The sequence below is a fragment of the Thermus sediminis genome (genome assembly GCF_003426945.1).
In the GTDB taxonomy this organism is placed as follows: Bacteria; Deinococcota; Deinococci; order Deinococcales; family Thermaceae; genus Thermus; species Thermus sediminis.
Genome location: NZ_QURO01000004.1, coordinates 73,917 through 93,644 on the forward strand (window position 1 = coordinate 73,917; position 19,728 = coordinate 93,644).

Genomic DNA, 19,728 nt, shown 5'->3' on the forward strand with positions numbered 1-19,728 from the left:
GGGAGATGAAGGGAGCGGAAGCACTCTTAAAGGCGTTGGAGCGGGAAGGGGTGGAGGTGATCTTTGGCCACCCGGGCGGGGCCATCATGCCCACTTACGATGCCCTCTACGATAGCCCCATCCGCCATATCCTGGTGCGCCACGAGCAAGGGGGTATCCATGCGGCCACCGCCTACGCCCGGGCCCTGGGCAGGGTGGGGGTGGTCATGGCCACCTCGGGCCCCGGGGCCTTGAACCTGGTGACGGGCCTAGCGGACGCCATGATGGACTCCACCCCGGTGGTGGCCATCACCGGGAACGTGCCCCGGGCCCTGATCGGTACCGACGCCTTCCAGGAGGCGGATGTGACCGGGGTCACCATGCCCATCACCAAGCACAACTACCTGGTCCAGGACGTGAACGAGATCCCCCGAATCGTCAAGGAGGCCTTTCACATCGCTTCAACCGGCCGCCCTGGCCCCGTGCTCATCGACATCCCCAAGGACGTGCAGCTGGCGGAGTTCACCGGGGAGTTTGACGTAGAGCTGGACCTCCCCGGCTACAAGCCCACCCTGAAGGGCCACCCCAAGCAGATAGAAAGGGCCCTGGATGCCCTGGAGAAGGCGGAGCGCCCCATCCTCATGGTGGGGGGCGGGGCCCAGCACGCCCACGCGGAGCTCCTGGCCTTCGCCGAGAGGACGGGCCTTCCCGTGATCACCACCCTGATGGGCCTCGGGCCTTCCCCGGGAACCATCCCCTTTGGCTCGGCATGCCGGGGATGCACGGCACCGTGACCGCCAACCGGGCCATCCACCACGCAGACGTGATCCTGGCCATCGGCCTCCGCTTTGACGACCGGGTCACGGGGAAGGTCTCCCGCTTCGCCCCCCACGCCCACACCATCGTCCACGTGGACATAGACCCGGCGGAGATCGGCAAGGTGGTGCGCACCCACATCCCCATCGTGGGGGACTCGAGGCTGGTCCTCAAGGAGATGCTCAAGGGGGCCAAGGCCCTTCGCCTTGCCAGCTGGTGGCGGGAACTAGAGGAGTGGCGCACCCGCCACCCCCTCCGCTGGAAGCCCAAGCCCCACCTGCAGAGCCAGGAGGTCATCCGGGCCTTCCACGAGGCCACGGGGGGGAACGCCATCGTCACCACCGGGGTGGGGCAGCACCAGATGTTCGCCGCCCAGTACTTCCCCGTGACCCGTCCCCGGAGCTTCCTCACCTCCGGGGGCCTCGGCACCATGGGCGTGGGCCTGCCCTTCGCCATCGGGGCCCAGATCGCCAGGCCCGAGGAGCTGGTCATAGACTTTGACGGGGATGGCTCCTTCCAGATGACCCTGCAGGAGCTGGCTACGGTGGTGAAGTACCGGCTCCCCGTCAAGGTGGTCGTCCTCAATAACGGCTACCTGGGCATGGTCCGCCAGTGGCAGGACCTCTTCCACGCCAGGCGCTACTCCGAGGTCTACCTGGCCGATTCCAACCCCGACTTCGCCAGGCTCGCCGAGGCCTACGGCATCCGGGGGGTGCGGGTGGAGCGGAAGGAGGACCTGAGGCGGGGCGTGGAGGCGGTCTTAAACGCCGATGGCCCCGTGGTGGCGGAGTTCAAGGTGTACCACGAGGAGGGGGTCTTCCCCATGATCCCCGCCGGGGGGGCGGCGGAGGACATGATCGTGGAAGACCCGCGGGAGAAGGAGGAGGTGGGGGCGTGAGGCACATCATCTCGGTCCTGGTCCAGGACCGTCCCCGGGTGTTGAACCGCATCACGAGCCTGTTTGCCCGGAGGGGCTTCAACCTGGAGAGCTTAGCCGTGGGCACCACCCACCAGCCGGGGCTTTCCCGCATCAGCCTGGTGGTCTCCGGGGACGACCGCACCTTGGAGCAGGTGGAGAAGCAGCTCAACCGGCTCATAGAGGTCCTGAAGGTGACGGACCACACCGAGCCCCACGTGGAGCGGGAGCTTTGCCTGGTCAAGGTCCACGTGGCGGGGTTGGAGGAGCGCCTGGCGGTCAAGGACATCCAGGAGGCCTTCCGGGCCCGGGTGGTGGACGTGGCCCAGAGGAGCCTGATCCTGGAGCTCACCGGCGACTCCGGCAAGGTGGACTCCTTCGTTGAGGCCCTGAGGCCTTACGGGATCCTCGAGGTCATGCGCACCGGCGCCGTGGCCATGAGCCGGGGCGAGAGGGTCCTGAAGGTCAGGGAGAAACGGGAGGCGGTATGAAGATCTACTACGAGCACGACGCGGACCTAGGTTTCCTTTCCGGCAAAAAGGTGGCGGTCCTGGGCTTCGGCTCCCAGGGGCACGCCCACGCCCTGAACCTCAAGGACTCAGGGGTGGACGTCAGGGTGGGCCTCCGCCCAGGCTCCAAGAGCTTTGCCAAGGCGGAAGGGGCGGGGCTTCGGGTCCTCCCCACCCGGGAGGCGGTGGCCGAGGCGGACCTGGTCATGGTCCTCCTCCCCGACGAGGTCCAAGGACGGGTCTACCGGGAGGAGGTGGAACCCCAACTGAGGGAGGGAGCCGCCCTAGCCTTCGCCCACGGCTTCAACATCCACTTCGGCCAGATCAAGCCCCGGCGGGACCTGGACGTCTTCATGGTGGCCCCTAAGGGCCCGGGCCACCTGGTGCGCTCGGAGTACCTGAAGGGAAGCGGGGTGCCCGCCTTGGTGGCGGTGCACCAGGACGCCTCAGGGAGCGCCTTCCCCACCGCCCTCGCCTACGCCAAGGCCATCGGCGCCGCCCGGGCCGGGGTCATCCCCACCACCTTCAAGGACGAGACGGAGACCGACCTCTTCGGGGAACAGGCGGTCTTGTGTGGGGGGCTCACCCGGCTCATCCAGGCGGGGTTTGAGACCCTGGTGGAGGCGGGCTACCCTCCGGAGATGGCCTACTTCGAGACGGTCCACGAGGTGAAGCTCATCGTGGACCTCATCTACGAGGCGGGGCTTTCCGGCATGCGCTACTCCATCTCCAACACCGCCGAGTACGGGGACTACACCCGGGGGGACCTGAGCGTGCCCGTGGAGGAAACCAAAAGGCGCATGCGGGAGATCCTGCGCCAGGTCCAGACCGGGGAGTTTGCCCGGGAGTGGATGCTAGAAAACCAAGCGGGCCAGCCCGTCCTGGAGGCGGGGCGCAAGCGCTGGAAGGCCCACCCCATTGAGGAGGTGGGGGCTAGCCTTCGGGCCATGATGCCCTTCCTGAAGGCCCGGGTCTTGGAGGAGGTAGGCTAAAGGGTGCTTTAGGGGCCCCTTCGGGGGCCCCTTGTGTTTAGGGGAGGGAAGATGGAGAAAGAAAGGCACATCCGGATCTTTGACACCACGCTCAGGGACGGTGAGCAGAGCCCAGGGGTGGCCCTTTCCCTGGACCAGAAGCTGGAGATCGCCCAGGCCCTGGCCCGGCTCAACGTGGACATCATCGAGGCGGGCTTCCCCGTATCGGGGCCCCTGGAGTTTGAGGCGGTAAGGCGCATCGCCGCCGAGGTCAAGGGACCCGTCATCGCCGCCCTCGCCCGCACCCACGCCCTGGACATCGACCAGGCGGCGAGGGCTTTGGAGAAGGCGGAAAAACCCCGGATCCACGTCTTCACCTCCGCCTCCAAGATCCACCTGGAGCACATGCTCAGGAAGACGGAGGAGGAGGTCCTGGAGATGGCGGAGGAGATGGTCCGCTACGCCAGGAGGTACGTGGACGACGTGGAGTTCTCCGCTCAGGACGTGATGCGGGCGGACTGGGACTTCGTCAAGCGGCTCTACGAAGTGGCCATTGAGGCCGGGGCCACCACGGTGAACATCCCCGACACCACGGGCTACGGCACGCCGGAGGAGTATGGGGCCCTCATCCGCCGCATCCGGGACGAGGTGGTCCGGGGCCGGGACGTGGTCATCTCCACCCATACCCACGACGACCTGGGCCTGGCCACGGCCAACGCCCTGGCCGGGGTCCTGAACGGGGCCGGGCAGGTGGAGTGCACGGTGAACGGCATCGGGGAAAGGGCGGGGAACACCTCCTTGGAGGAAGTGGTCATGGCCCTTTACGTGCGCCGCGACTTCTACAGGACCTACACGAGGATCAACACCCGGGAGATCTACCGGGTTTCCCGGCTGGTGGAGCGCTACACCGGGATGCCCGTCCCCCCCAACAAGGCCATCGTGGGGGACAACGCCTTCGCCCACGAGTCCGGCATCCACCAGGACGGGGTCTTGAAGCACCGGGGGACCTACGAGATCATGGACGCCGAGCTCATCGGCAGGAAGCCTGCGGTCATCGTTCTCGGCAAGCACTCGGGCCGGGCCGCCTTCAAGAAGGCCCTCGAGGACCTGGGCTACAAGAACCTTTCCGAGGATCAGCTCAAGCTCCTCTTCAGCCGCTTCAAGGAGATCGCCGAGAAGAAGGGGCCCCTCTCCGCCGAGGAGCTCCAGGCCCTGGCGGAAAGCCAGCTGGAGTCCGCCTCTAGCTTCTTTGAGCTCAGGCACGTCCAGTTCTTCTCCGGCTCTGGCCTCCTGCCCACGGCCACGGTGCGGGTGAAGACCCCAGACGGGGAAAGGGTGGCCACCCACACCGGGGACGGGCCCGTGGACGCGGTCTATAAGGCCATAGAGGAGGCCATCGGCCTCAAGCCCGAGCTTGAGCTCTACCGGGTGGAGGCCGTCACGGGGAGCACCGAGGCCCTGGGCCAGGTGACCGTGCGCCTCCGGCTTGGGGAGCTCCAGGCGGTGGGGGTGGGGGTCTCCCCGGACATCGTGGAGGCCAGCGCCCTGGCCTTCCTGGACGCCGCCGGCAAGCTGGCCAGCGGCCGGGCCACCCGCCACCCGCCCTCCATTGAGGAGGTCCAGCGGGGGATGTGATGCCACCCTACCCTGGCTTGCATCAAGAAGGAGGCCCTGTAAGGTTCCTAGAGGGGTGCACGTGGTGGAGGTGAGGCCAGCCCGCCCCGAGGACCTCCCGGGGGTGGCCCGGGTCCAGGTGGACACGTGGCGGGCCACCTACCGGGGTGTGGTTCCGGAGGCCTTTTTGGAGGCGATGTCCTACGAGGAGCGAGAGACCAGGTGGGCGCGGACGCTTGCCGACCCCGGGTGGCCCGGGCGGCTTCTCGTGGCCGAGGTGGAAGAGGTGGGGGTGGTGGGTTTTGCCGCCCTTGGTCCTGACCGAAACTCGGGCTTTCCTAGCTACACCGGGGAGCTTTGGGCTCTTTACGTACTTCCTGCCTGGCAGGGCCAGGGGGTGGGGCGGGCCCTTTTTGCCGAGACAGTCCGGACGCTGTTGGCGCAGGGCCACGGGCGGATGCTCGTCTGGGTTCTCAAGGAGAACCCCAGGGGACGGGGCTTTTACGAGCGCCTGGGTGGGGTGCTCTTAGGGGAAAGGGAGTTGGAACTCTCCGGGTCCAGGCTCCTGGCAGTGGCCTACGGGTTTGATCTGGGGGAGGGAAGATGGTAGAGATTCTAGACACCACCCTGCGGGACGGCACCCAAGGGGAGGGGGTGAGCCTCTCCGTGGAGGACAAGGTGGCCATCTGTAGGCGCCTCGCCGCCTTCGGCCTCCACCTCATCGAGGGGGGCTGGCCCGGCTCCAACCCCAAGGACGCGGAGTTCTTCGCCCGCATGAGGGGGGTGGACCTGGGGGCGTCTAAGCTCGCCGCCTTTGGGGCCACAAGGCGGAAAGGGCTCCTCCCCGAGGAGGACCCCTCGGTCCTGGCCCTTCTGGAGGCCGGGACCCCGGTGGTGGTCCTCTTCGGGAAGAGCTGGACCCTGCACGTGCTGGAGGCCTTGGAGACCTCCTTGGAGGAGAACCTCCGCATGATCCGGGACACCGTGGCCTTCTTCGCCGGGCGGGGGAGGCGGGTGGTCTACGATGCCGAGCACTTCTTTGACGGGTACAAGGAGGACCCGGGCTACGCCCTGGCCACCCTCGAGGCCGCCCTAGCGGGCGGGGCCGACACCCTGGTGCTTTGCGACACCAACGGGGGCACCCTCCCCGAGGAGGTCTACGCCATCACCAAAGGGGTGGTGGAGCGCTTCCCCGGGGTGAGGGTGGGGATCCACCCCCACAACGACGCCGATCTGGCCGTGGCCAACGCCCTCTCTGCTGTCAGGGCCGGGGCTACCCACGTGCAGGGCACCATCAACGGCTACGGGGAAAGGTGCGGCAACCTGAACCTCACGAGCTTCCTCCCCACCCTGGTTTTCAAGTACAGGATCCCCGCCATCCCCCCGGAAAGGCTAAAGGGCCTCAAGGAGCTTTCCCACTTCGTGGACGAGCGGGCCAACCTCACCCCCAACCGCCGCGCCCCCTATGTGGGGGAGGCGGCCTTCGCCCACAAGGCGGGGGTCCACGTCTCCGCCGTCTTGAAAAACCCCCGCACCTACGAGCACATTCCCCCGGAGTGGGTGGGAAACGGCCGCCGCTTCCTGGTCTCGGACGTCTCCGGCCGCTCCAACCTTCTCGCCAAGCTCCAGGAGCTGGGGGTGGACCTCTCCAAGGAGGAGGTCAAGCGCCTTCTGGACGAGGTGAAGGCCCTGGAGTACGAGGGCTACGCCTTTGAGGGGGCGGAGGCCAGCTTCTACCTCCTGGCCCACCGCCTGAAGGGGGGAGGCCTCCCTTTCCAGGTGGAGGGCTTCTCCGTCTTCGTCCACGGCACCGGCCTCGCCACCGCCTGGGCCGAGGCCACGGTGCGGGTGCGGGTAGGGGAGAGCCTGCAGCACACCGCCGCCGAGAGCCCCCATGGCCCCGTCTCCGCCCTGGACCGGGCCTTCCGCAAGGCGGTCTTGGGGTTTTACCCGGAGCTCGCCGATGTGGAGCTTGTGGACTACAAGGTGCGCATCCTCTCCGGCCAGGAGGCGGGGACCAACAGCGGCGTGCGGGTGATGGTGGAGCTGAGGCGGGGAGGGGAGCGCTTCAGCACCGTGGGGGCCAGCGAGAACATCCTCGAGGCCTCCCTCAAGGCCCTCACCGACGGCTACGCCTACGCCCTCCTCTACCCCGTGCGGGAGGCTACGCCCAGCGCAGGCTGATCTCGGGGAGGAGGGCGGGGCTCACCTCTTCCTCGGGGGAGAGGAGCCGGATCTCCCGGTAGCGGCCCCCCCGCGGGTCCCGGTGGACCTCCAGGAGATTTTCCTGGAGGTTGACCAGCCATACCTCGGGGATCCCCGCCTCGGCGTAGAGGGGAAGCTTGACCTCCCGGTCAAAGGGGAGGGAGGTGTCCGCCACCTCTAGGAGGAGGAGGACGTCCTCGGGGGTGGGGAGCCTTTCGGCGTAGCGGTCCAGAGGGGGCTTCAGCACCATCAGGTCCGGCTCGGGCTCGGAGTCCTCGGAGAGGCGCAAGGGGGACTGGACCAAGACCGCCGCCTCGCCCTTTAGGGCCTCCTGGAGCCTGGCGTCCAACTGGGCCACCTTGTGCACGTGCTTGGGTCCGATGGGGCTCATCTGGTACACCTCCCCCCGGAGGAGCTCCACGTGGGGCACCCCTTGGAAGGCCCGCTCAAACTCCTCTACCCGGAAGCGGTAGCGGGTGGCCATGCCTCCATTATGCCCCGTGGCCCGAGTAGCGCCTAAGGCCGAGCCAAAAGAGGAGGCGGGCAAGGAGGAGGAAGGCCACACCCCAGAAGAGCATGATCCAAAGCCCCGGGAAGAGGGCCACTTCCTGCCCTGCCAATAGGGCCGCAGGTAGGTAGACCAGGTAGGGGAAGGGGGTGAGGAGGGCGAGCTCCCTTAGGGGCTCGGGGAAGACCTCGAGGGGGGCGATGGTCCCGGAGAGGAAGAGGTAGAGGAGGAAGAAGACCTCCTCAACGCTGGTGGCCCGCTCCGTCCAGAAGGTGAGCATGGCCGTGGCGTACTGCATGGTGTAGCGGAGCAGGAAGGCCAGGAGGGTGAGGAGAAGGCCGAGGAGGAAGGGCCCGGGCTCCGGCAGAAAGCGGGCCTCGGGGAAAAGCCCAAAGAAGAGGAGGGTGAGGAGGAGGACGAAGGGAAGCCGGGCCAGCCTTTCGGCCACGTGGGCCGCCAGGTGCTCAAAGAAGGGGTCCAGAGGCCTCAGGAGCCGGAAGGAGAGGCGGCCCTCCACCACGTCCCTTTCAAACTCCCACACCACCCAGACCACCGTGGCCTGGCGCACCAGGAAGACCATGAGGAAGTAGCGGGCGAACTCCCCTGGGGAGAGGGGGAAGTCCCCGCCCCGGGCGGCCTCGGTCCAGACCCCCATGAGGATGAGGGGGAGAAGCCCGGCCAGGGCCCAAAGGAGGAGCTCCGCCCGGTACTCCAGCATGTAGGCCAGGTAGACGGAAAGGAGGGTCTTGGCCTTTCTCACAGGGCCTCCTGGGGGCTTTTGAACACCCGGGCGATGACCTCCTCCAAAGGGGGGTCGCGAACCTCGAGGTCCTCCACGGGAAGCCTTCTCAGGATCTCCGCCACCCTTTCCGTGAGCCTCTCCCGGGGGACCAGAAGCCTCGCCTCCCGCCCCTCTAGCTCCCGCACCTCCCCCAAGGGGAGGAGGGCCTCCCTGGGCAGAGGGGCCTTCAGGACGAGGCCCACCTCCCGGTAGGGGGCGAAGCGGTCCAGGAGGCCTTCTAGGGCCCCGTCGTAGAGGAGCCTCCCCTGGTGAATGACCAAGACCCTCTCGGAGAGGGCAGCGATGTCCGCCATGTAGTGGCTGGTGAGGAGGACCGTGGCCCCATAGCGGCGGTTATATTCCCGGATGAACTCCCGCACGGCTACTTGGGCGTTCACGTCCAGGCCCAGGGTGGGCTCGTCCAGGAAGAGCACCTCTGGGCGGTGGAGGAGGGCGGCTAGGAGCTCCGCCTTCATCCTCTCCCCCAAGGAGAGCTTGCGCACAGGCTGGTGGAGCTTCTTCTCAAGCCCTAGCATCTCTGCGAGCTCCCCCACCCGCCTTTTGAACTCGCCTTCGGGCACCTCGTAGATGGCGGCGTTGAGGCGGAGGGAGTCCATGGCGGGGAGGTCCCAGAGGAGCTGCTGCTTGTTGCCCATGACCAGGGTGATCCTTTTCAGGAAGGCCTTCTCCCGCCTTTTGGGCACGTGCCCCGCCACCAGAGCCTTCCCCCTCGTGGGGTGGACCAGGCCGGTGAGCATCTTCAGGGTGGTGGTCTTGCCCGCCCCGTTGGGCCCCAAGAAGCCCACTACCTCGCCCGGGTAAATCCGGAAGGAAACCCCCTCCACCGCCCGGATGGTCTGGTACTGACGGCGGAAAAAGTGGCGCAAGGTACCGAGGAGGGAGGCCTCCTTCAGGGCCACCCGGTAGTGCCGGGTGAGGTCCTCGGCCAAGACGATGGGACTTGCGTCCTCCATGCCTCCAAGTCTACCTTGGAGGGGTGCGCTACCTGAGGGTCCTCCGCCTCTTCCTCCTCACCAGCCTGGCGGCGGAGATGGAGTACCGGGGGAACTTCCTCCTGGGCCTCCTTTCCTCCCTCCTCACCCTCTTTGGGGCCCTCTTCGGCCTCCTCCTCCTCTACCAGGGGGGGTACCGGCCTGGAGGGTGGGCCCTCGAGGAGGCCCTCTTGGTCCTCGCCGCCTTCACCCTCCTCCAGGGCCTCGCCTCCACCCTCCTAGCCCCCAACCTCAACCGGATCGTGGAGCACGTGCAGCAGGGTACCCTGGACTTCGTTCTCCTCAAGCCCCTGGACCCCCAGTTCTGGCTCTCCTCGCGCACCTTCTCCCCTTGGGGCCTAGGGGACTTCCTCCTGGGGGCGGGCCTTCTCCTCTATGCGGGGGCCCGCCTGGAGCTTTCTCCCGGGGACTACGCCCGCTTCGCCCTCTACTTCGCCTTCGGGGCCCTGACCCTCTATAGCCTGTGGTTCCTCCTGGCCACCACCAGCATCTGGTTCGTGAAGATCTACAACGTCACCGAGGTCCTGAGGGGGCTTCTGGAGGCGGGGCGGTTCCCCGTGGGGGCCTACCCCGCCCTTTACCGGGTCTTCTTCACCTTCGTGGTGCCCGTGGCCTTCCTCACCACCGTGCCCGCGGAGGCCGCCTTGGGAAGGGGAGAGGCCCCCTTCCTGGCCGGGGGGCTCGCCCTCCTCCTCTTCCTCCTGGCGCGGGGCTTCTTCCGCCTGGCCTTGAGGAGCTACACCTCGGCTAGTAGCTAGGCTTCATCCCCTCTCTGAGGGCACCCTGGCCCCCTTAGGACCATCCTCCTCTTAGGGGCTTCCCCAGCCTAGGGACGTTCAAACTCCCTGAGGAAGCGCTCCTGTCTTAGGTAGACGAATCGTGGGGAGAGGGGCGGCAACTGGCCCTGAGAGAAGCGCACCTCGTAGGACCAATTTCTCCGTGGGGCCTCATAGGTCCCGTAGAAGGTGGAATACCTGTTGCAGTTGTCATTCCTGTAGCACCACCTGCCCGCCGCTTTCCTTGAGTTACCTAGGCTGACGAAGGATCCCCTATAGGTGAAGGTGGCGTACTCGCGATTATTTCCACTACTCCATTGCCAGGCTTCGTGGAAACGGGGGTAGTTTTCCAGACCGCCGTTGTACTGGCCCCGGTCCTGGCCTCCACTCCCCTCCTGCCCCCCCGTGGTGTCCGTGCCCCCAAGGAAGGCCGCGTTGACCTCTGTGTCGCTGGCCCGTCTGTTGGTGAGAGGTTGCCGGCTTCGGTTGTCATCGTTCCAGGCGTTGGATAGGATATTTATAGCATCCGTCAGAAAGGCCGCGGGAATCCAGTCGTCGGGTACGTCTGGGTCGTCCCGGTTGAAGTCCCCCTGGATGTAGACAGGCTGGTCGCTAACGATGGTGAGGCCCCGGGGACGGGGAGCTCCTGGTATGGTAGAGGCAATGCGGGCTCCGTTCCGGATGCGCACCCCATAGCCGTTCCCCCGGGTGCCGCTCTCTGGTCCGTGCACGGTCAAGTGGAAGACCAGGCCCCCGTTGGTCTCGTCGTCAAGCCTCACCCCCGCCCCGAGGAGGTTGTGAAGGTGAACACAATCTAAGAGCCCCCGGAGGTCCACCTCCAGCATCTGGATGGGCTTGCCTTCCCGGTTGTCAAAGAAGGTATTGCTGTTGCCTACGGCCCTACCTGTTATGGTCCCAGGGCATAGGTTTAGCGTTTGGCTAGCCAAAGGATCCACGGTCCCATCTGGGCGGACGACCTCCGCGCTTTGGTTGAAGAGGTTGAGCCTGAGCCGGAGCTGGGCCCTGGAGAAGTAGAGCCGGCTGGGATCCGGATCCAGCTCTTCAGGGGAAGGCACGGTCACCCGGTTCACCCCTACCTGGATGCGCCCCTCCCAAGGGGCCACGTCCTCCTGGCGGTACTCCCGCCGCACCCCCCCGGCGCAGTCCAGCGCACGGTAGCTACGGGGATCGTTGGGGTCGTTGTTCGGGGCGTTGGGAAGCTTGACTTTGACGGTGCCGCTGCAATGGTTCTCCTCCTTTCGTCCGCGGTAAAGCCTGCCTGCCGTGCTCACCTGACCCTCTATGGTCAAGGTATTTCCCGCGTTTAGGTACAGATCCCCGTTGGTGTGCACCCGGCCGTTCAGGGTCATGGGTGGCCCGGGGAGGATCTCCAGGTCTTTGTCGTAGAAGGCGGCGAACTGGAACATGGGCACCAGACGGCTCTTGAAGACCAGTTCCAAAACAGCCTCCGTCCGGCCGTCGGGGCCGATGGCTTCGGAGAAAAGGGAGTAGCGGTACTCCTGGGCCTCCAGGTTCTCAAAGAGCTCCCCGGGGGGGATTTGCACGGTCTCAGGGTTACCTGGGGGTTCCACCATGTAGGTGCGCACCGTCCGCCCAGAGATGGAGTAGGTTTTGCAGGCGAAGTCCCCCGAACCCAGGTTGCTCCCCTGGCAGGGGTTGTTGCTTGAGGGGCTGGTTCCCGAAGGCCTCCCGTAGCCCAGAAACTTGGCCCGGACTTCCTCGGCCCTCAGGTTCAGCCCGGCCTCGGCGGCGTAAAACCCCGTGGTCTGCCGCACGCTGGCCTGGGTGGCCCCTAGCTCAATCTGCGTCAGGGTGAAGTAGGCGGTGAGCAGGGACATGAGTACCGCCAGCATGATGAGCACGCTCACCAAGGCGAAACCCTTCCTCATCCCAGCCTCCTCTCTAGCGGGAGAAAACGTTCCGCGGGACCGCCTGGGTGGAAAGCGCCCGCTCCACGTTGCCCAGCCGGCTCCTTATGGCCACCTCCACGTGCTCCAAAGAGGTCCAGCTCAGGCCCGCGGGGGGGAAGTTGGTGTACGTCCGGTTCCCAGCCCGGGCCCTAACCTGGAAGTGGACCACGTCCCCGACCAAGCCCTTGCCCGTTCCCCCGTTCTCGGCCAGCATCAGGACGTTTCCCGAAAGGTAGTAGCGCCTTTCCTCCAGCAGGTAGAGCCTGGACAGGGGGCCGTAGCTGTTCTGCCAGCGGCTTGCGTTATCCTTGTGGATGTGCTCCCCATCTTCATGATCGTAATCAAACCACTCCCCCAAGCCCGTATTCGGGTCGTGTATGTAGGCCCGGACCACCTCCCTGCGGTTACCCGTCTGGCAGGTGGGGTCCCCGTCCGAGCCGCAACGGTAGTTCCTCCAGGCGTCTATTCGGTCGTCAAAACCGTTGTTGTCCTCGTCGCGGAAGCGGCAGGCTTCAATGTAGTCGGTGGGGGCGTTGGGCGGAAAGTTCCTTTGGGCCACCGGGATAATGTCCTGATTACCGCTTATGCCGTTCCTGTCGCAGAGGTTCAACACAACGTCAAAGAGGTTTCTCCGCAAGACCAGTTCCGTTCCGTCATTCCGCACCTCTACGGCTGGGAAGTCCAAGGGAAGCCTCTCCCCTGCCTGGCGCAGGTCGGCCACCAGGATGTCCAGCGAAGCCCGCAAGTTTTGGTTGGCGGCGGTGCGGTTCGTGTCCAGCACATAGAGCTGCCTGTGCCCCAGGGTGGTGCTGAGGACGACCCCCAGCAGGAGGCCCGCGATGCCCAGGGCCACCAGGATCTCCACCAGCGTAAAGCCCCTTCCCCTCATCCCTACACCTCCCTACCGCAACTGGGTGAAGACCGTCTCCACCCGGTAGACCAGCTGGTCCTCGTTGCCCAAAAAGACCTGGACCATGATATGACGGGCCCCCTGGCCGCAAAGCTGGGGATTTGCGCAGTAGCAGGTTTGCACCCTGAAATTGCGGCCAGCTCGCGATATGGTACTTTCGCTACAGCCCCGGGAGGGAAGGCTTTGTGGGTTGAGGAGCCTCAAGCTTTCCAGGGTTTCTTGGGCCAGGGTGACGGCCGCGCCACGGACCTCGGAGCGGGTGTTTACCTGGAGGTAAGTGATGAAGCCCGCCAGAACAGGTCCCAGCAAGGCGAGGACGGCCAAAGCTACCAGAACCTCTACCAGGGTCAGACCCTTCCTCATTGCCGTACCACCCCCCCTCCCAAGAAGAGCCTTAGGGTCCCTTGCCTCCCTTGGGGGTCCGTGAAGCGGTAATAGGGCTCCCCAGAGTAGTTGCCGGCGTTCTGCAGGATTAGAAGACCCCGGCTGTTGAAGCAGGGTACCCCCCCTTGGGGTGTGAAGGTCACGATAACCTCAGCCGGAATTTCCGCCTGAAGAGAGCGATCCTCGGTGAAAGAGGCGCTCCGGCAGGTAGGGGCATAGGCAGCTTTTAGCCGATTCCCCTCGAGGGTGATGCGATATGCCGAGGTGGTGGCCATGGCTTTGGAGCGCACCTGCTTCACGAATCCCTCGGTTCGGGAAAGCGCATCCTGCACGGGGTTATAGAAGGGACGGACATTCAAGGCCATAATGCTGGAGGCAATGGCCAGAACGGCCAAGACCACCACCAGCTCTATCAAGGTTAGGCCCTTGGGTATCATCACCACATAGGCTAGCACGGGGCATGAGACCCAGACATCCCCCAAATGGGGGGTAGAATGGTACCCCGTGATTGGGGCGCTACTTGTTCTCCTGGTGGCCTACCTCTTTGGCTCCATCCCCGCCGGGGTTCTGGTGGCCCGGACCTATGGGGTGGACATCCGCAAGGTGGGCTCCGGCAACATCGGGGCCACCAACGTCCTCAGAACCCTGGGCTGGGGGCCGGCCTTGGTGGTGGCCTTCTTTGATGTGTTCAAGGGAGGCATCGCCGTCCTCGTCGCCCGGGCCTTGGGGCTGGAGGGCTGGCTTTTGGGAGGGGTGGCGGTGGCGGCGGTTTTGGGCCACAACTACTCCCTCTTCCTGGGGTTCAAGGGGGGGAAGGGGGTGGCCACCAGCTTCGGCGCCCTCCTCTTCCTGGACCCGATCCTGGCCCTTTGGACCTTTCCCATCGGGGTCAGCGTGACCCTCCTCACCCGCTACGTGTCCGCGGGGAGCATGACGGGGGGTGTGGCGGCCCTGGTCCTCTCCCTGGCCTTGGGAAGGCCCCTTTGGGAGGTGGCCACGGTCTTCCTCATGGCGGCCCTCATCTTCTTTACCCACTGGGAAAACCTCAAGCGTCTTCGGGAGGGAACGGAGAGGCGGTTTGGGGAGCGGGTGGAGGTGCGCTAGACTGGAAGCGTGCGGAAGGAGGAGGTCCTAGCCCCCCTTCGCTCCTATGGCCCGGGGCGAGGCCACATCTGGGAGCGGCGCGGACCTCTGGACCTGGTGATGAGGGGAGCTTTGAAGCCTTGGGCGGCTCCTGAGGTTTTGAGGTAGGCCGTTGGTGTGGCGTAGCTATCGGCTGGACGTCGTGGTCCACGGGGTACCGTTGCTCTCGGAGGTGCTTCGGCGGATCTTGGAGGAGGAGGATGCTTGACCTTTTGGTGGTAGCCCCCCACCCCGACGACGGGGAGCTGGGGTGCGGCGGCACCCTGGCCCGGGCCAAGGCGGAGGGGCTTTCCACGGGGATTCTGGACCTCACCCGGGGGGAGATGGGCACCAAGGGCACGCCGGAAGAGCGGGAAAGGGAGGTGGCGGAGGCAAGCCGCATCCTGGGCCTGGACTTCCGGGGCAACCTGGGCCTTCCCGATGGGGGTTTGGCCGACGTGGCCGAACAGCGCCTGAAGGTGGCCGAGGCCCTGCGCCGGCTTAGGCCCAGGATTCTCCTCGCTCCCCTAGAGGCCGACCGCCACCCCGACCACACCGCCGCAGGCCGCCTTGCTGTGGCCGCGATCCACTTGGCCGCTCTCCCCAAGGCTCCCCTGGAGGGGAGGCCCCACCGGGTGGAAAGGCTCTTCTTTTACCCGGGGAACTACCCCTTCACCCCGAGCTTCCTGGTGAAGATCTCCGCCTTCATAGACCAGTGGGAAGGGGCGGTTCTGGCCTACCGGAGCCAGTTCTCCGGGGAGGCGGTGAGCGAGACCGTGGGGCCCAAAGGGGTGGAGGCCCGCAAGGCCATGCGGCGCTACTTCGGGAACTACCTGGGGGTGGACTACGCCGAGCCCTTTGTGAGTCCTCTTCCTATCCTCCACGTGCCCTGGGCCCGGTCCTAGGGGGTTGCATAAGTTTACAGGCCCGCGGTATCCTGTAGGCCTCATGGGGGGAGAGGCCCTGACCCTGCCCAAGGATCTTTTGGACTTCTCCGGCTTCGGCAAGGAGGCCCTGAAGCGCCTCCTGGACCTGGCGGAGCGCCTGAAGCGGGAGCGCTACCGGGGGGAGGACCTAAGGGGCAAGACCCTGGCCCTCCTTTTTGAGAAGCCCTCCCTGCGTACCCGGACCACCCTCGAGGTGGCCATGCTCCACCTGGGGGGGCATGCCATTTACCTGGACCAGAAGCAGGTGGGCATCGGGGAAAGGGAGCCCGTCAGGGACATCGCCAAGAACCTGGAGCGCTTCGTGGAGGGGATCGCTGCCCGGGTTTTCCGCCACGGGACCGTGGAGGAGCTTGCCCGCTACGCCTGCGTTCCCGTGATCAACGCCCTCTCCGATCGGGCCCACCCCCTGCAGGCCCTGGCCGACCTCCTCACCCTGAAGGAGGCCTTCGGGGGGCTGGAGGGCCTCGAGGTGGCCTGGGTGGGGGACGGGAACAACGTCCTGGCCTCCCTCCTGGAGGTGGCCCCCCTGGTGGGCCTAAGGGTGCGGGTGGCCACCCCCAGGGGTTACGAGCCCCAGGCCTGGCTTTTGGAAAGAGCCGGGGCCCTCCTCACCCACGACCCCAAGGAGGCCGCCTTCGGGGCCCACGCCCTCTACACCGATGTCTGGACCAGCATGGGCCAGGAGAGGGAGCGGGCAAGGCGCCTTCGGGACTTCCAGGGCTTCCAGGTGAACGGCTCTCTCCTGGACCTCCTCCACCCCGGTGGGGTCTTCCTCCACTGCCTCCCCGCCCACTACGGGGAGGAGACCACGGAGGAAGTGGTCCACGGGGAGAGGAGCCGGGTCTTTGACCAGGCGGAAAACCGCCTCCACACCGCCAAGGCCGTCCTCCTCACCCTGCTAAGCTAGGGGTATGGTCCGGCCCTACCGCTTCCGCTTGGAAGAGTTCCTGAAGCTTCCCCTGCCGGAGAGGGGGGTGGAGCTTCTGAAGGGGGAGATCTACCAGATGGCCCCGATAGGTCCTCGTCACGCTTATACCGTGAACCGCTGGAACCGGGTTTTGCAGGAGGCGTTTCCCCACCTTCTCGTCCAGGTGCAAGGCCCCTTGGTTTTGCCCTCCGAAACCTACCTGGAGCCCGATCTTCTCCTCCTCAGGCCGGGAGATTACAGTCACCGCCTCCCCGAGCCTATGGACGTTCACCTGGTCCTAGAGGTGGCCGAGTCCAGCCTGGACTACGACCTGGGCAAGAAGCTTCCCCTTTACGCCGAAGGGGGTGTGCCGGAGGTCTGGGTCCAGGACCTTTTGGGCGGGCGGCTTCTTCTCTTCCGCACCCCCGAGGGAGACCACTACCGGGAGCAGATCTGGGTCAGGCCCGGGGAGAGGGTGGCCCCCCTGGCCTTTCCCGAGGCCTCCTTGGAGGTGCCGTGGTAAGGGTGGGGATCCTGGGGGCTTCGGGCTACGGGGGGGCGGAGCTCATCCGCCTCCTCAAGGGGCACCCGGAGGTGGAGCTCGTGGGCTTCGCAAGCCGCAAGCACGTGGGAAAGCCCCTAGGGGAGGCCTGGCCCCAGCTTTGGGACGAGGCTCCCTTCGCCTCCCAGGAAGAGGTCCTGGAGAGGGCAGAGGTGGTCTTCCTGGCCCTGCCCAATGGCCTTTCCATGGGGATCGCCCCCCAGGCCCTAAGGGAGGGGAAGCGGGTCATTGACCTCTCCGGGGACTTCCGCCTCCCCCCCGGGGTCTACGAGGCCTGGTACGGCATCCCCCACAAAAGCCCAGAGCTCTACCAGGAGGCGGTCTACGGCCTTCCCGAGCTCCACCGGGAGGAGCTTGGGGGGGCGAGGCTCGTGGCCAACCCGGGGTGCTACGTGACCGGGGCCACCCTGGCCCTCGCCCCTCTGGCGGCGGCGGGGGTCCTGAGGGGGGGCTTTCTGGTGGGCTTAAGCGGGGTTTCTGGGGCGGGGAGGGAAGGGGAGGGCACCTTATTCGCCGAGGTGAACGAGAACCTGAGACCCTACAAGGCGGGGGGCACCCACCGGCACATCCCCGAGATGGAAGAGAACCTGGGAAGGGTCCTGGCCCAGGGGCGCCATCCCCGCACCCATGGGGCTAGGGCGGAGGTCCGCCTGAGCTTCACCCCCCATCTGGTCCCCATGACCCGGGGGATCCTCCTCACAGCGGAGGCGGTGGTGGAGGGGGACTGGAACCAGGCGAGGCTGGATGCCCTCTACCGGGAGTTTTACCAGGGGGAGCCCTTCGTGCGCCTCCTTTCGGACCTTCCCCAGACCAAGGCCACCTACGCCTCCAACCGGGTGGACCTGAGGCCCCTCCTCGAGGCCCGCACCGGGCGGGTCTTGGTCTTCGCCGCCTTGGACAACCTAGTGAAGGGCATGGCAGGCCACGCGGTGCAGAACCTGAACCTCATGCTGGGCCTCCCCGAGGACCTGGCCCTGCCCAAGGAGGGAATATGGCCGTGAGGCTTCCCAGGGGGTTCCGCGCGGGAGCGGTGCGGGCGGGGATCAAGCCCTCGGGCAGGCCCGATCTGGCCCTGCTTGTCTCCGGCCTTCCCGCCCATTGGGCCTATGCGGCCACGCAGAACCGGGCCGCCGCCCCCTCCATCCACCGGGGCAGGGCCCTTTACGCCCAAGGGGGCCCCTTGCGGGCGGTGGTGGTCAATGCGGGCAACGCCAACTGCGCCACAGGGGAGCGGGGCTTTAGGGACGATGCCCGGATGGCGGAACTGGCCGCCCAGAGGCTTGGGATTTCTCCGGAGGAGGTCCTCACCGCCTCCACGGGGGTCATCGGGGTTCCCCTGCCCGTGGAAAGGATAGAGAGGGGCCTGCCCCAGATAGACCTCACCCCCTTCGCCCAGGCCTTCGCCGAGGCCATCCTCACCACGGACCTGGTGGTCAAGGTGGCCGAGGCTGAGGTGGCTGGAGCTAGGATCGTGGGCGTGGCCAAGGGAAGCGGGATGATCCACCCCAACCTGGCCACCATGCTGGCCTTTCTGGTCACGGACGCCTGGGTGCCCCAGGAGGTCCTCAGGGAGGCCTGGAGGGGCATCGTGGACCGCACCTTCAACCAGGTGACCGTGGACGGGGACACCTCCACCAACGACCTGGCCCTCCTCATGGCCAACGGGGCCTACGGCGAGGTGCCCCTGGAGCCCCTCCTCGAGGCCGTGGAGGGGGTGGCCCGGGAGCTTTCCCGGAAGATCGCCCGGGACGGGGAAGGGGCCACCAAGCTCATGACCGTACGGGTCCAAGGGGCGGCCACGGAGGAGGAGGCCCGGCGGGCGGCCAGGGCGGTAGCGGCTAGCCTCCTTTGGAAGAGCGCCCTCTACGGCAATGACCCCAACTGGGGCCGGATCCTGGCCGCCTTGGGCAACTCCGGGGCCCGGTTTGACCCCCTAAGAGTGGAGATCCGCCTCCAGGGGGTTCCCCTCTACCGGGGCGGGGCCCTGCCCTTTGACCGGGAAAGGGCCAGCCAGGCCATGCGGGCCGAGGAGGTGGAGGTCTTCGTGGATCTGGGGGAGGGCCCCTTCAGGGCGGAGGCCTGGGGCTGCGACCTCACCGAAGGGTATGTGCGCATCAATGCGCTTTACACAACTTGATTTTATTCCGCTTGACAGGAAACGCATTGCACGCTAATCTACTGGCGTGAGCCCGTAAAGGCTCGCGAAGGAGGCTAAAATGAAAAGGACGCTTATGGGCATCGTGGCGCTTCTAGGTGCGCTCGCTATGGCGCAGAAGTTCAGCGTGGAGGTTAGTGCTGGCTACATCTACAGTGGCCTTGGCGGCCAGCTGGCGGTGGTGACCGAGGACCTGGCCCCCGGCCTTCCCCTGGCGGTGCGCCTGGGGTTAGGGTTTGCTACCAGTGATGCGCTCGATGACAATTTCATCGATCCGGTATCGGGAATTACTTGGGGACAATTCAAGCAAGCTAACAACCTTACTGAGTGGGGCCAGAACATTACCCTGAGCCTGGACGCTCTCTACAAGCTTCCCGTCCAGGGTCTGCCTGTATCCCTGGCTCCCTACCTAGGGGTTCGCTACAACATGTTTGAGGGCGGTTTCTATGACAACAGCGGCAATTGGGGCAGAGTGTCTTCCAACGCCTTTGGCTTCGGTGGGGGGGTTAGGGCGGCTTACGCCGTGATCCCCAATCTGGATGTGGTGGCCGATCTTGGGGCCGACTACTACCTGCAGTCCTGCATCAGCGGCTCTAACTCTTCGGGTTTTTCCGGTACTACCTGCCCCGGTGACAGCGGTTACACGAACGATAACGCCCTTGTTACCCAGCCTGACGGCTTCGTTTTCAGGGTTCGCCTGGGTGCCGCCTACCGGTTCTAGG

At 66.1% G+C, this 19,728-nt stretch carries 20 protein-coding genes and 1 pseudogene; 14 read left to right on the forward strand and 7 right to left on the reverse strand.

Features of this window, described 5'->3' with window-relative positions:
- Window positions 1–5: 5 nt before the first annotated feature.
- From ilvB to cimA, 6 genes and pseudogenes are all read left to right on the forward strand, one after another.
- A pseudogene (gene ilvB, locus ATI37_RS01085) lies at window positions 6–1,693 on the forward strand (biosynthetic-type acetolactate synthase large subunit).
- Window positions 1,690–2,202 carry an acetolactate synthase small subunit gene (ilvN, locus tag ATI37_RS01090; protein ID WP_117236729.1) on the forward strand — a complete coding sequence of 171 codons (513 nt, stop codon included), beginning with the start codon at window positions 1,690–1,692 and terminating at the stop codon, window positions 2,200–2,202. The pseudogene ilvB and the gene ilvN overlap by 4 nt, the downstream one beginning before the upstream one ends.
- Window positions 2,199–3,212 (forward strand): ketol-acid reductoisomerase, encoded by a 1,014-nt coding sequence (ilvC, locus tag ATI37_RS01095; RefSeq protein ID WP_117236730.1) that lies wholly within the window; start codon window positions 2,199–2,201, stop codon window positions 3,210–3,212. Before ilvN ends, ilvC begins: the two co-directional genes overlap by 4 nt.
- 51 nt (window positions 3,213–3,263) lie before the next feature.
- Entirely contained in the window at window positions 3,264–4,826 is a 1,563-nt protein-coding gene (locus ATI37_RS01100) for a 2-isopropylmalate synthase (protein ID WP_117238465.1), read from the forward strand.
- A 55-nt stretch (window positions 4,827–4,881) separates the two neighbouring features.
- On the forward strand, window positions 4,882–5,415 hold the full coding sequence (locus ATI37_RS01105) for a GNAT family N-acetyltransferase (protein ID WP_232822408.1): 534 nt from the start codon (window positions 4,882–4,884) through the stop codon (window positions 5,413–5,415).
- The gene (cimA, locus tag ATI37_RS01110; protein ID WP_117236731.1) at window positions 5,409–6,989 is read left to right on the forward strand and encodes a citramalate synthase; all 1,581 of its coding nucleotides are present in this window, start codon (window positions 5,409–5,411) and stop codon (window positions 6,987–6,989) included. Before ATI37_RS01105 ends, cimA begins: the two co-directional genes overlap by 7 nt.
- Here cimA and ATI37_RS01115 read toward each other — a convergent pair.
- From ATI37_RS01115 to ATI37_RS01125, 3 genes are read right to left on the reverse strand one after another with little or no spacing between them, the layout of a single operon-like run.
- Window positions 6,970–7,494: a Uma2 family endonuclease gene (locus ATI37_RS01115; RefSeq protein ID WP_117236732.1), complete on the reverse strand. Its 525-nt coding sequence runs from the start codon at window positions 7,492–7,494 to the stop codon at window positions 6,970–6,972. The genes cimA and ATI37_RS01115 overlap by 20 nt on opposite strands.
- A gap of 7 nt (window positions 7,495–7,501) precedes the next feature.
- The gene (locus tag ATI37_RS01120; protein ID WP_117236733.1) at window positions 7,502–8,278 is read right to left on the reverse strand and encodes an ABC transporter permease; all 777 of its coding nucleotides are present in this window, start codon (window positions 8,276–8,278) and stop codon (window positions 7,502–7,504) included.
- Window positions 8,275–9,273, reverse strand: a complete 999-nt coding sequence (locus ATI37_RS01125) for an ABC transporter ATP-binding protein (protein ID WP_117236734.1) — start codon at window positions 9,271–9,273, stop codon at window positions 8,275–8,277. The genes ATI37_RS01120 and ATI37_RS01125 overlap by 4 nt, the downstream gene beginning before the upstream one ends.
- 23 nt (window positions 9,274–9,296) lie before the next feature.
- Here ATI37_RS01125 and ATI37_RS01130 point away from each other — a divergent pair, with 23 nt between their 5' ends.
- Entirely contained in the window at window positions 9,297–10,070 is a 774-nt protein-coding gene (locus ATI37_RS01130; RefSeq protein WP_117236735.1) for an ABC transporter permease, read from the forward strand.
- A gap of 68 nt (window positions 10,071–10,138) precedes the next feature.
- Here ATI37_RS01130 and ATI37_RS12665 read toward each other — a convergent pair whose 3' ends face one another.
- Genes ATI37_RS12665 through ATI37_RS01150 form a run of 4 tightly spaced genes read right to left on the reverse strand, consistent with a single transcriptional unit; the run spans window position 10,139 to window position 13,750 of the window.
- Window positions 10,139–11,998, reverse strand: a complete 1,860-nt coding sequence (locus ATI37_RS12665) for a pilus assembly PilX family protein (RefSeq protein WP_117236736.1) — start codon at window positions 11,996–11,998, stop codon at window positions 10,139–10,141.
- A 13-nt stretch (window positions 11,999–12,011) separates the two neighbouring features.
- Window positions 12,012–12,908 (reverse strand): PilW family protein, encoded by an 897-nt coding sequence (locus ATI37_RS01140; RefSeq protein ID WP_117236737.1) that lies wholly within the window; start codon window positions 12,906–12,908, stop codon window positions 12,012–12,014.
- Between the two features lie 12 nt (window positions 12,909–12,920).
- Window positions 12,921–13,292: a prepilin-type N-terminal cleavage/methylation domain-containing protein gene (locus ATI37_RS01145; RefSeq protein ID WP_117236738.1), complete on the reverse strand. Its 372-nt coding sequence runs from the start codon at window positions 13,290–13,292 to the stop codon at window positions 12,921–12,923.
- The gene (locus tag ATI37_RS01150; protein WP_117238467.1) at window positions 13,289–13,750 is read right to left on the reverse strand and encodes a pilus assembly FimT family protein; all 462 of its coding nucleotides are present in this window, start codon (window positions 13,748–13,750) and stop codon (window positions 13,289–13,291) included. The genes ATI37_RS01145 and ATI37_RS01150 overlap by 4 nt, the downstream gene beginning before the upstream one ends.
- 70 nt (window positions 13,751–13,820) lie before the next feature.
- Here ATI37_RS01150 and plsY point away from each other — a divergent pair, with 70 nt between their 5' ends.
- The 7 genes from plsY to ATI37_RS01185 all read left to right on the forward strand — a co-directional run bounded on the left by plsY (window position 13,821) and on the right by ATI37_RS01185 (window position 19,727).
- Entirely contained in the window at window positions 13,821–14,417 is a 597-nt protein-coding gene (gene plsY / locus ATI37_RS01155) for a glycerol-3-phosphate 1-O-acyltransferase PlsY (RefSeq protein WP_117238468.1), read from the forward strand.
- Window positions 14,418–14,656: 239 nt separating this feature from the next.
- Window positions 14,657–15,340 (forward strand): bacillithiol biosynthesis deacetylase BshB1, encoded by a 684-nt coding sequence (gene bshB1, locus ATI37_RS01160; protein ID WP_117236739.1) that lies wholly within the window; start codon window positions 14,657–14,659, stop codon window positions 15,338–15,340.
- 43 nt (window positions 15,341–15,383) lie between these two features.
- Window positions 15,384–16,289, forward strand: coding sequence for an ornithine carbamoyltransferase (gene argF, locus ATI37_RS01165; protein WP_117236740.1), 906 nt, complete (start codon window positions 15,384–15,386; stop codon window positions 16,287–16,289).
- A 4-nt stretch (window positions 16,290–16,293) separates the two neighbouring features.
- Window positions 16,294–16,812, forward strand: coding sequence for a Uma2 family endonuclease (locus ATI37_RS01170; protein WP_117236741.1), 519 nt, complete (start codon window positions 16,294–16,296; stop codon window positions 16,810–16,812).
- A 2-nt stretch (window positions 16,813–16,814) separates the two neighbouring features.
- The gene (gene argC, locus ATI37_RS01175; RefSeq protein ID WP_117238469.1) at window positions 16,815–17,852 is read left to right on the forward strand and encodes an N-acetyl-gamma-glutamyl-phosphate reductase; all 1,038 of its coding nucleotides are present in this window, start codon (window positions 16,815–16,817) and stop codon (window positions 17,850–17,852) included.
- Window positions 17,843–18,988: a bifunctional glutamate N-acetyltransferase/amino-acid acetyltransferase ArgJ gene (gene argJ, locus ATI37_RS01180; RefSeq protein ID WP_117236742.1), complete on the forward strand. Its 1,146-nt coding sequence runs from the start codon at window positions 17,843–17,845 to the stop codon at window positions 18,986–18,988. Before argC ends, argJ begins: the two co-directional genes overlap by 10 nt.
- A gap of 94 nt (window positions 18,989–19,082) precedes the next feature.
- Complete coding sequence (locus ATI37_RS01185; RefSeq protein ID WP_232822409.1) at window positions 19,083–19,727, forward strand: hypothetical protein; 645 nt, start codon at window positions 19,083–19,085, stop codon at window positions 19,725–19,727.
- The last annotated feature ends 1 nt before the right edge of the window (window position 19,728 follow it).

Excerpts from the sequence above, each read along its gene's own strand:
- ilvC (WP_117236730.1), top strand. The coding sequence starts at position 2,199 with ATGAAGATCTACTACGAGCACGACGCGGACCTAGGTTTCCTTTCCGGC.
- ATI37_RS01100 (WP_117238465.1), top strand. The coding sequence starts at position 3,264 with ATGGAGAAAGAAAGGCACATCCGGATCTTTGACACCACGCTCAGGGAC.
- cimA (WP_117236731.1), top strand. The coding sequence starts at position 5,409 with ATGGTAGAGATTCTAGACACCACCCTGCGGGACGGCACCCAAGGGGAG.
- ATI37_RS01115 (WP_117236732.1), bottom strand. The coding sequence starts at position 7,494 with ATGGCCACCCGCTACCGCTTCCGGGTAGAGGAGTTTGAGCGGGCCTTC.
- ATI37_RS01125 (WP_117236734.1), bottom strand. The coding sequence starts at position 9,273 with ATGGAGGACGCAAGTCCCATCGTCTTGGCCGAGGACCTCACCCGGCAC.
- ATI37_RS12665 (WP_117236736.1), bottom strand. The coding sequence starts at position 11,998 with ATGAGGAAGGGTTTCGCCTTGGTGAGCGTGCTCATCATGCTGGCGGTA.
- ATI37_RS01140 (WP_117236737.1), bottom strand. The coding sequence starts at position 12,908 with ATGAGGGGAAGGGGCTTTACGCTGGTGGAGATCCTGGTGGCCCTGGGC.
- ATI37_RS01145 (WP_117236738.1), bottom strand. The coding sequence starts at position 13,292 with ATGAGGAAGGGTCTGACCCTGGTAGAGGTTCTGGTAGCTTTGGCCGTC.
- ATI37_RS01150 (WP_117238467.1), bottom strand. The coding sequence starts at position 13,750 with ATGATACCCAAGGGCCTAACCTTGATAGAGCTGGTGGTGGTCTTGGCC.
- bshB1 (WP_117236739.1), top strand. The coding sequence starts at position 14,657 with ATGCTTGACCTTTTGGTGGTAGCCCCCCACCCCGACGACGGGGAGCTG.
- argF (WP_117236740.1), top strand. The coding sequence starts at position 15,384 with ATGGGGGGAGAGGCCCTGACCCTGCCCAAGGATCTTTTGGACTTCTCC.
- ATI37_RS01170 (WP_117236741.1), top strand. The coding sequence starts at position 16,294 with ATGGTCCGGCCCTACCGCTTCCGCTTGGAAGAGTTCCTGAAGCTTCCC.
- argJ (WP_117236742.1), top strand. The coding sequence starts at position 17,843 with ATGGCCGTGAGGCTTCCCAGGGGGTTCCGCGCGGGAGCGGTGCGGGCG.
- ATI37_RS01185 (WP_232822409.1), top strand. The coding sequence starts at position 19,083 with ATGGGCATCGTGGCGCTTCTAGGTGCGCTCGCTATGGCGCAGAAGTTC.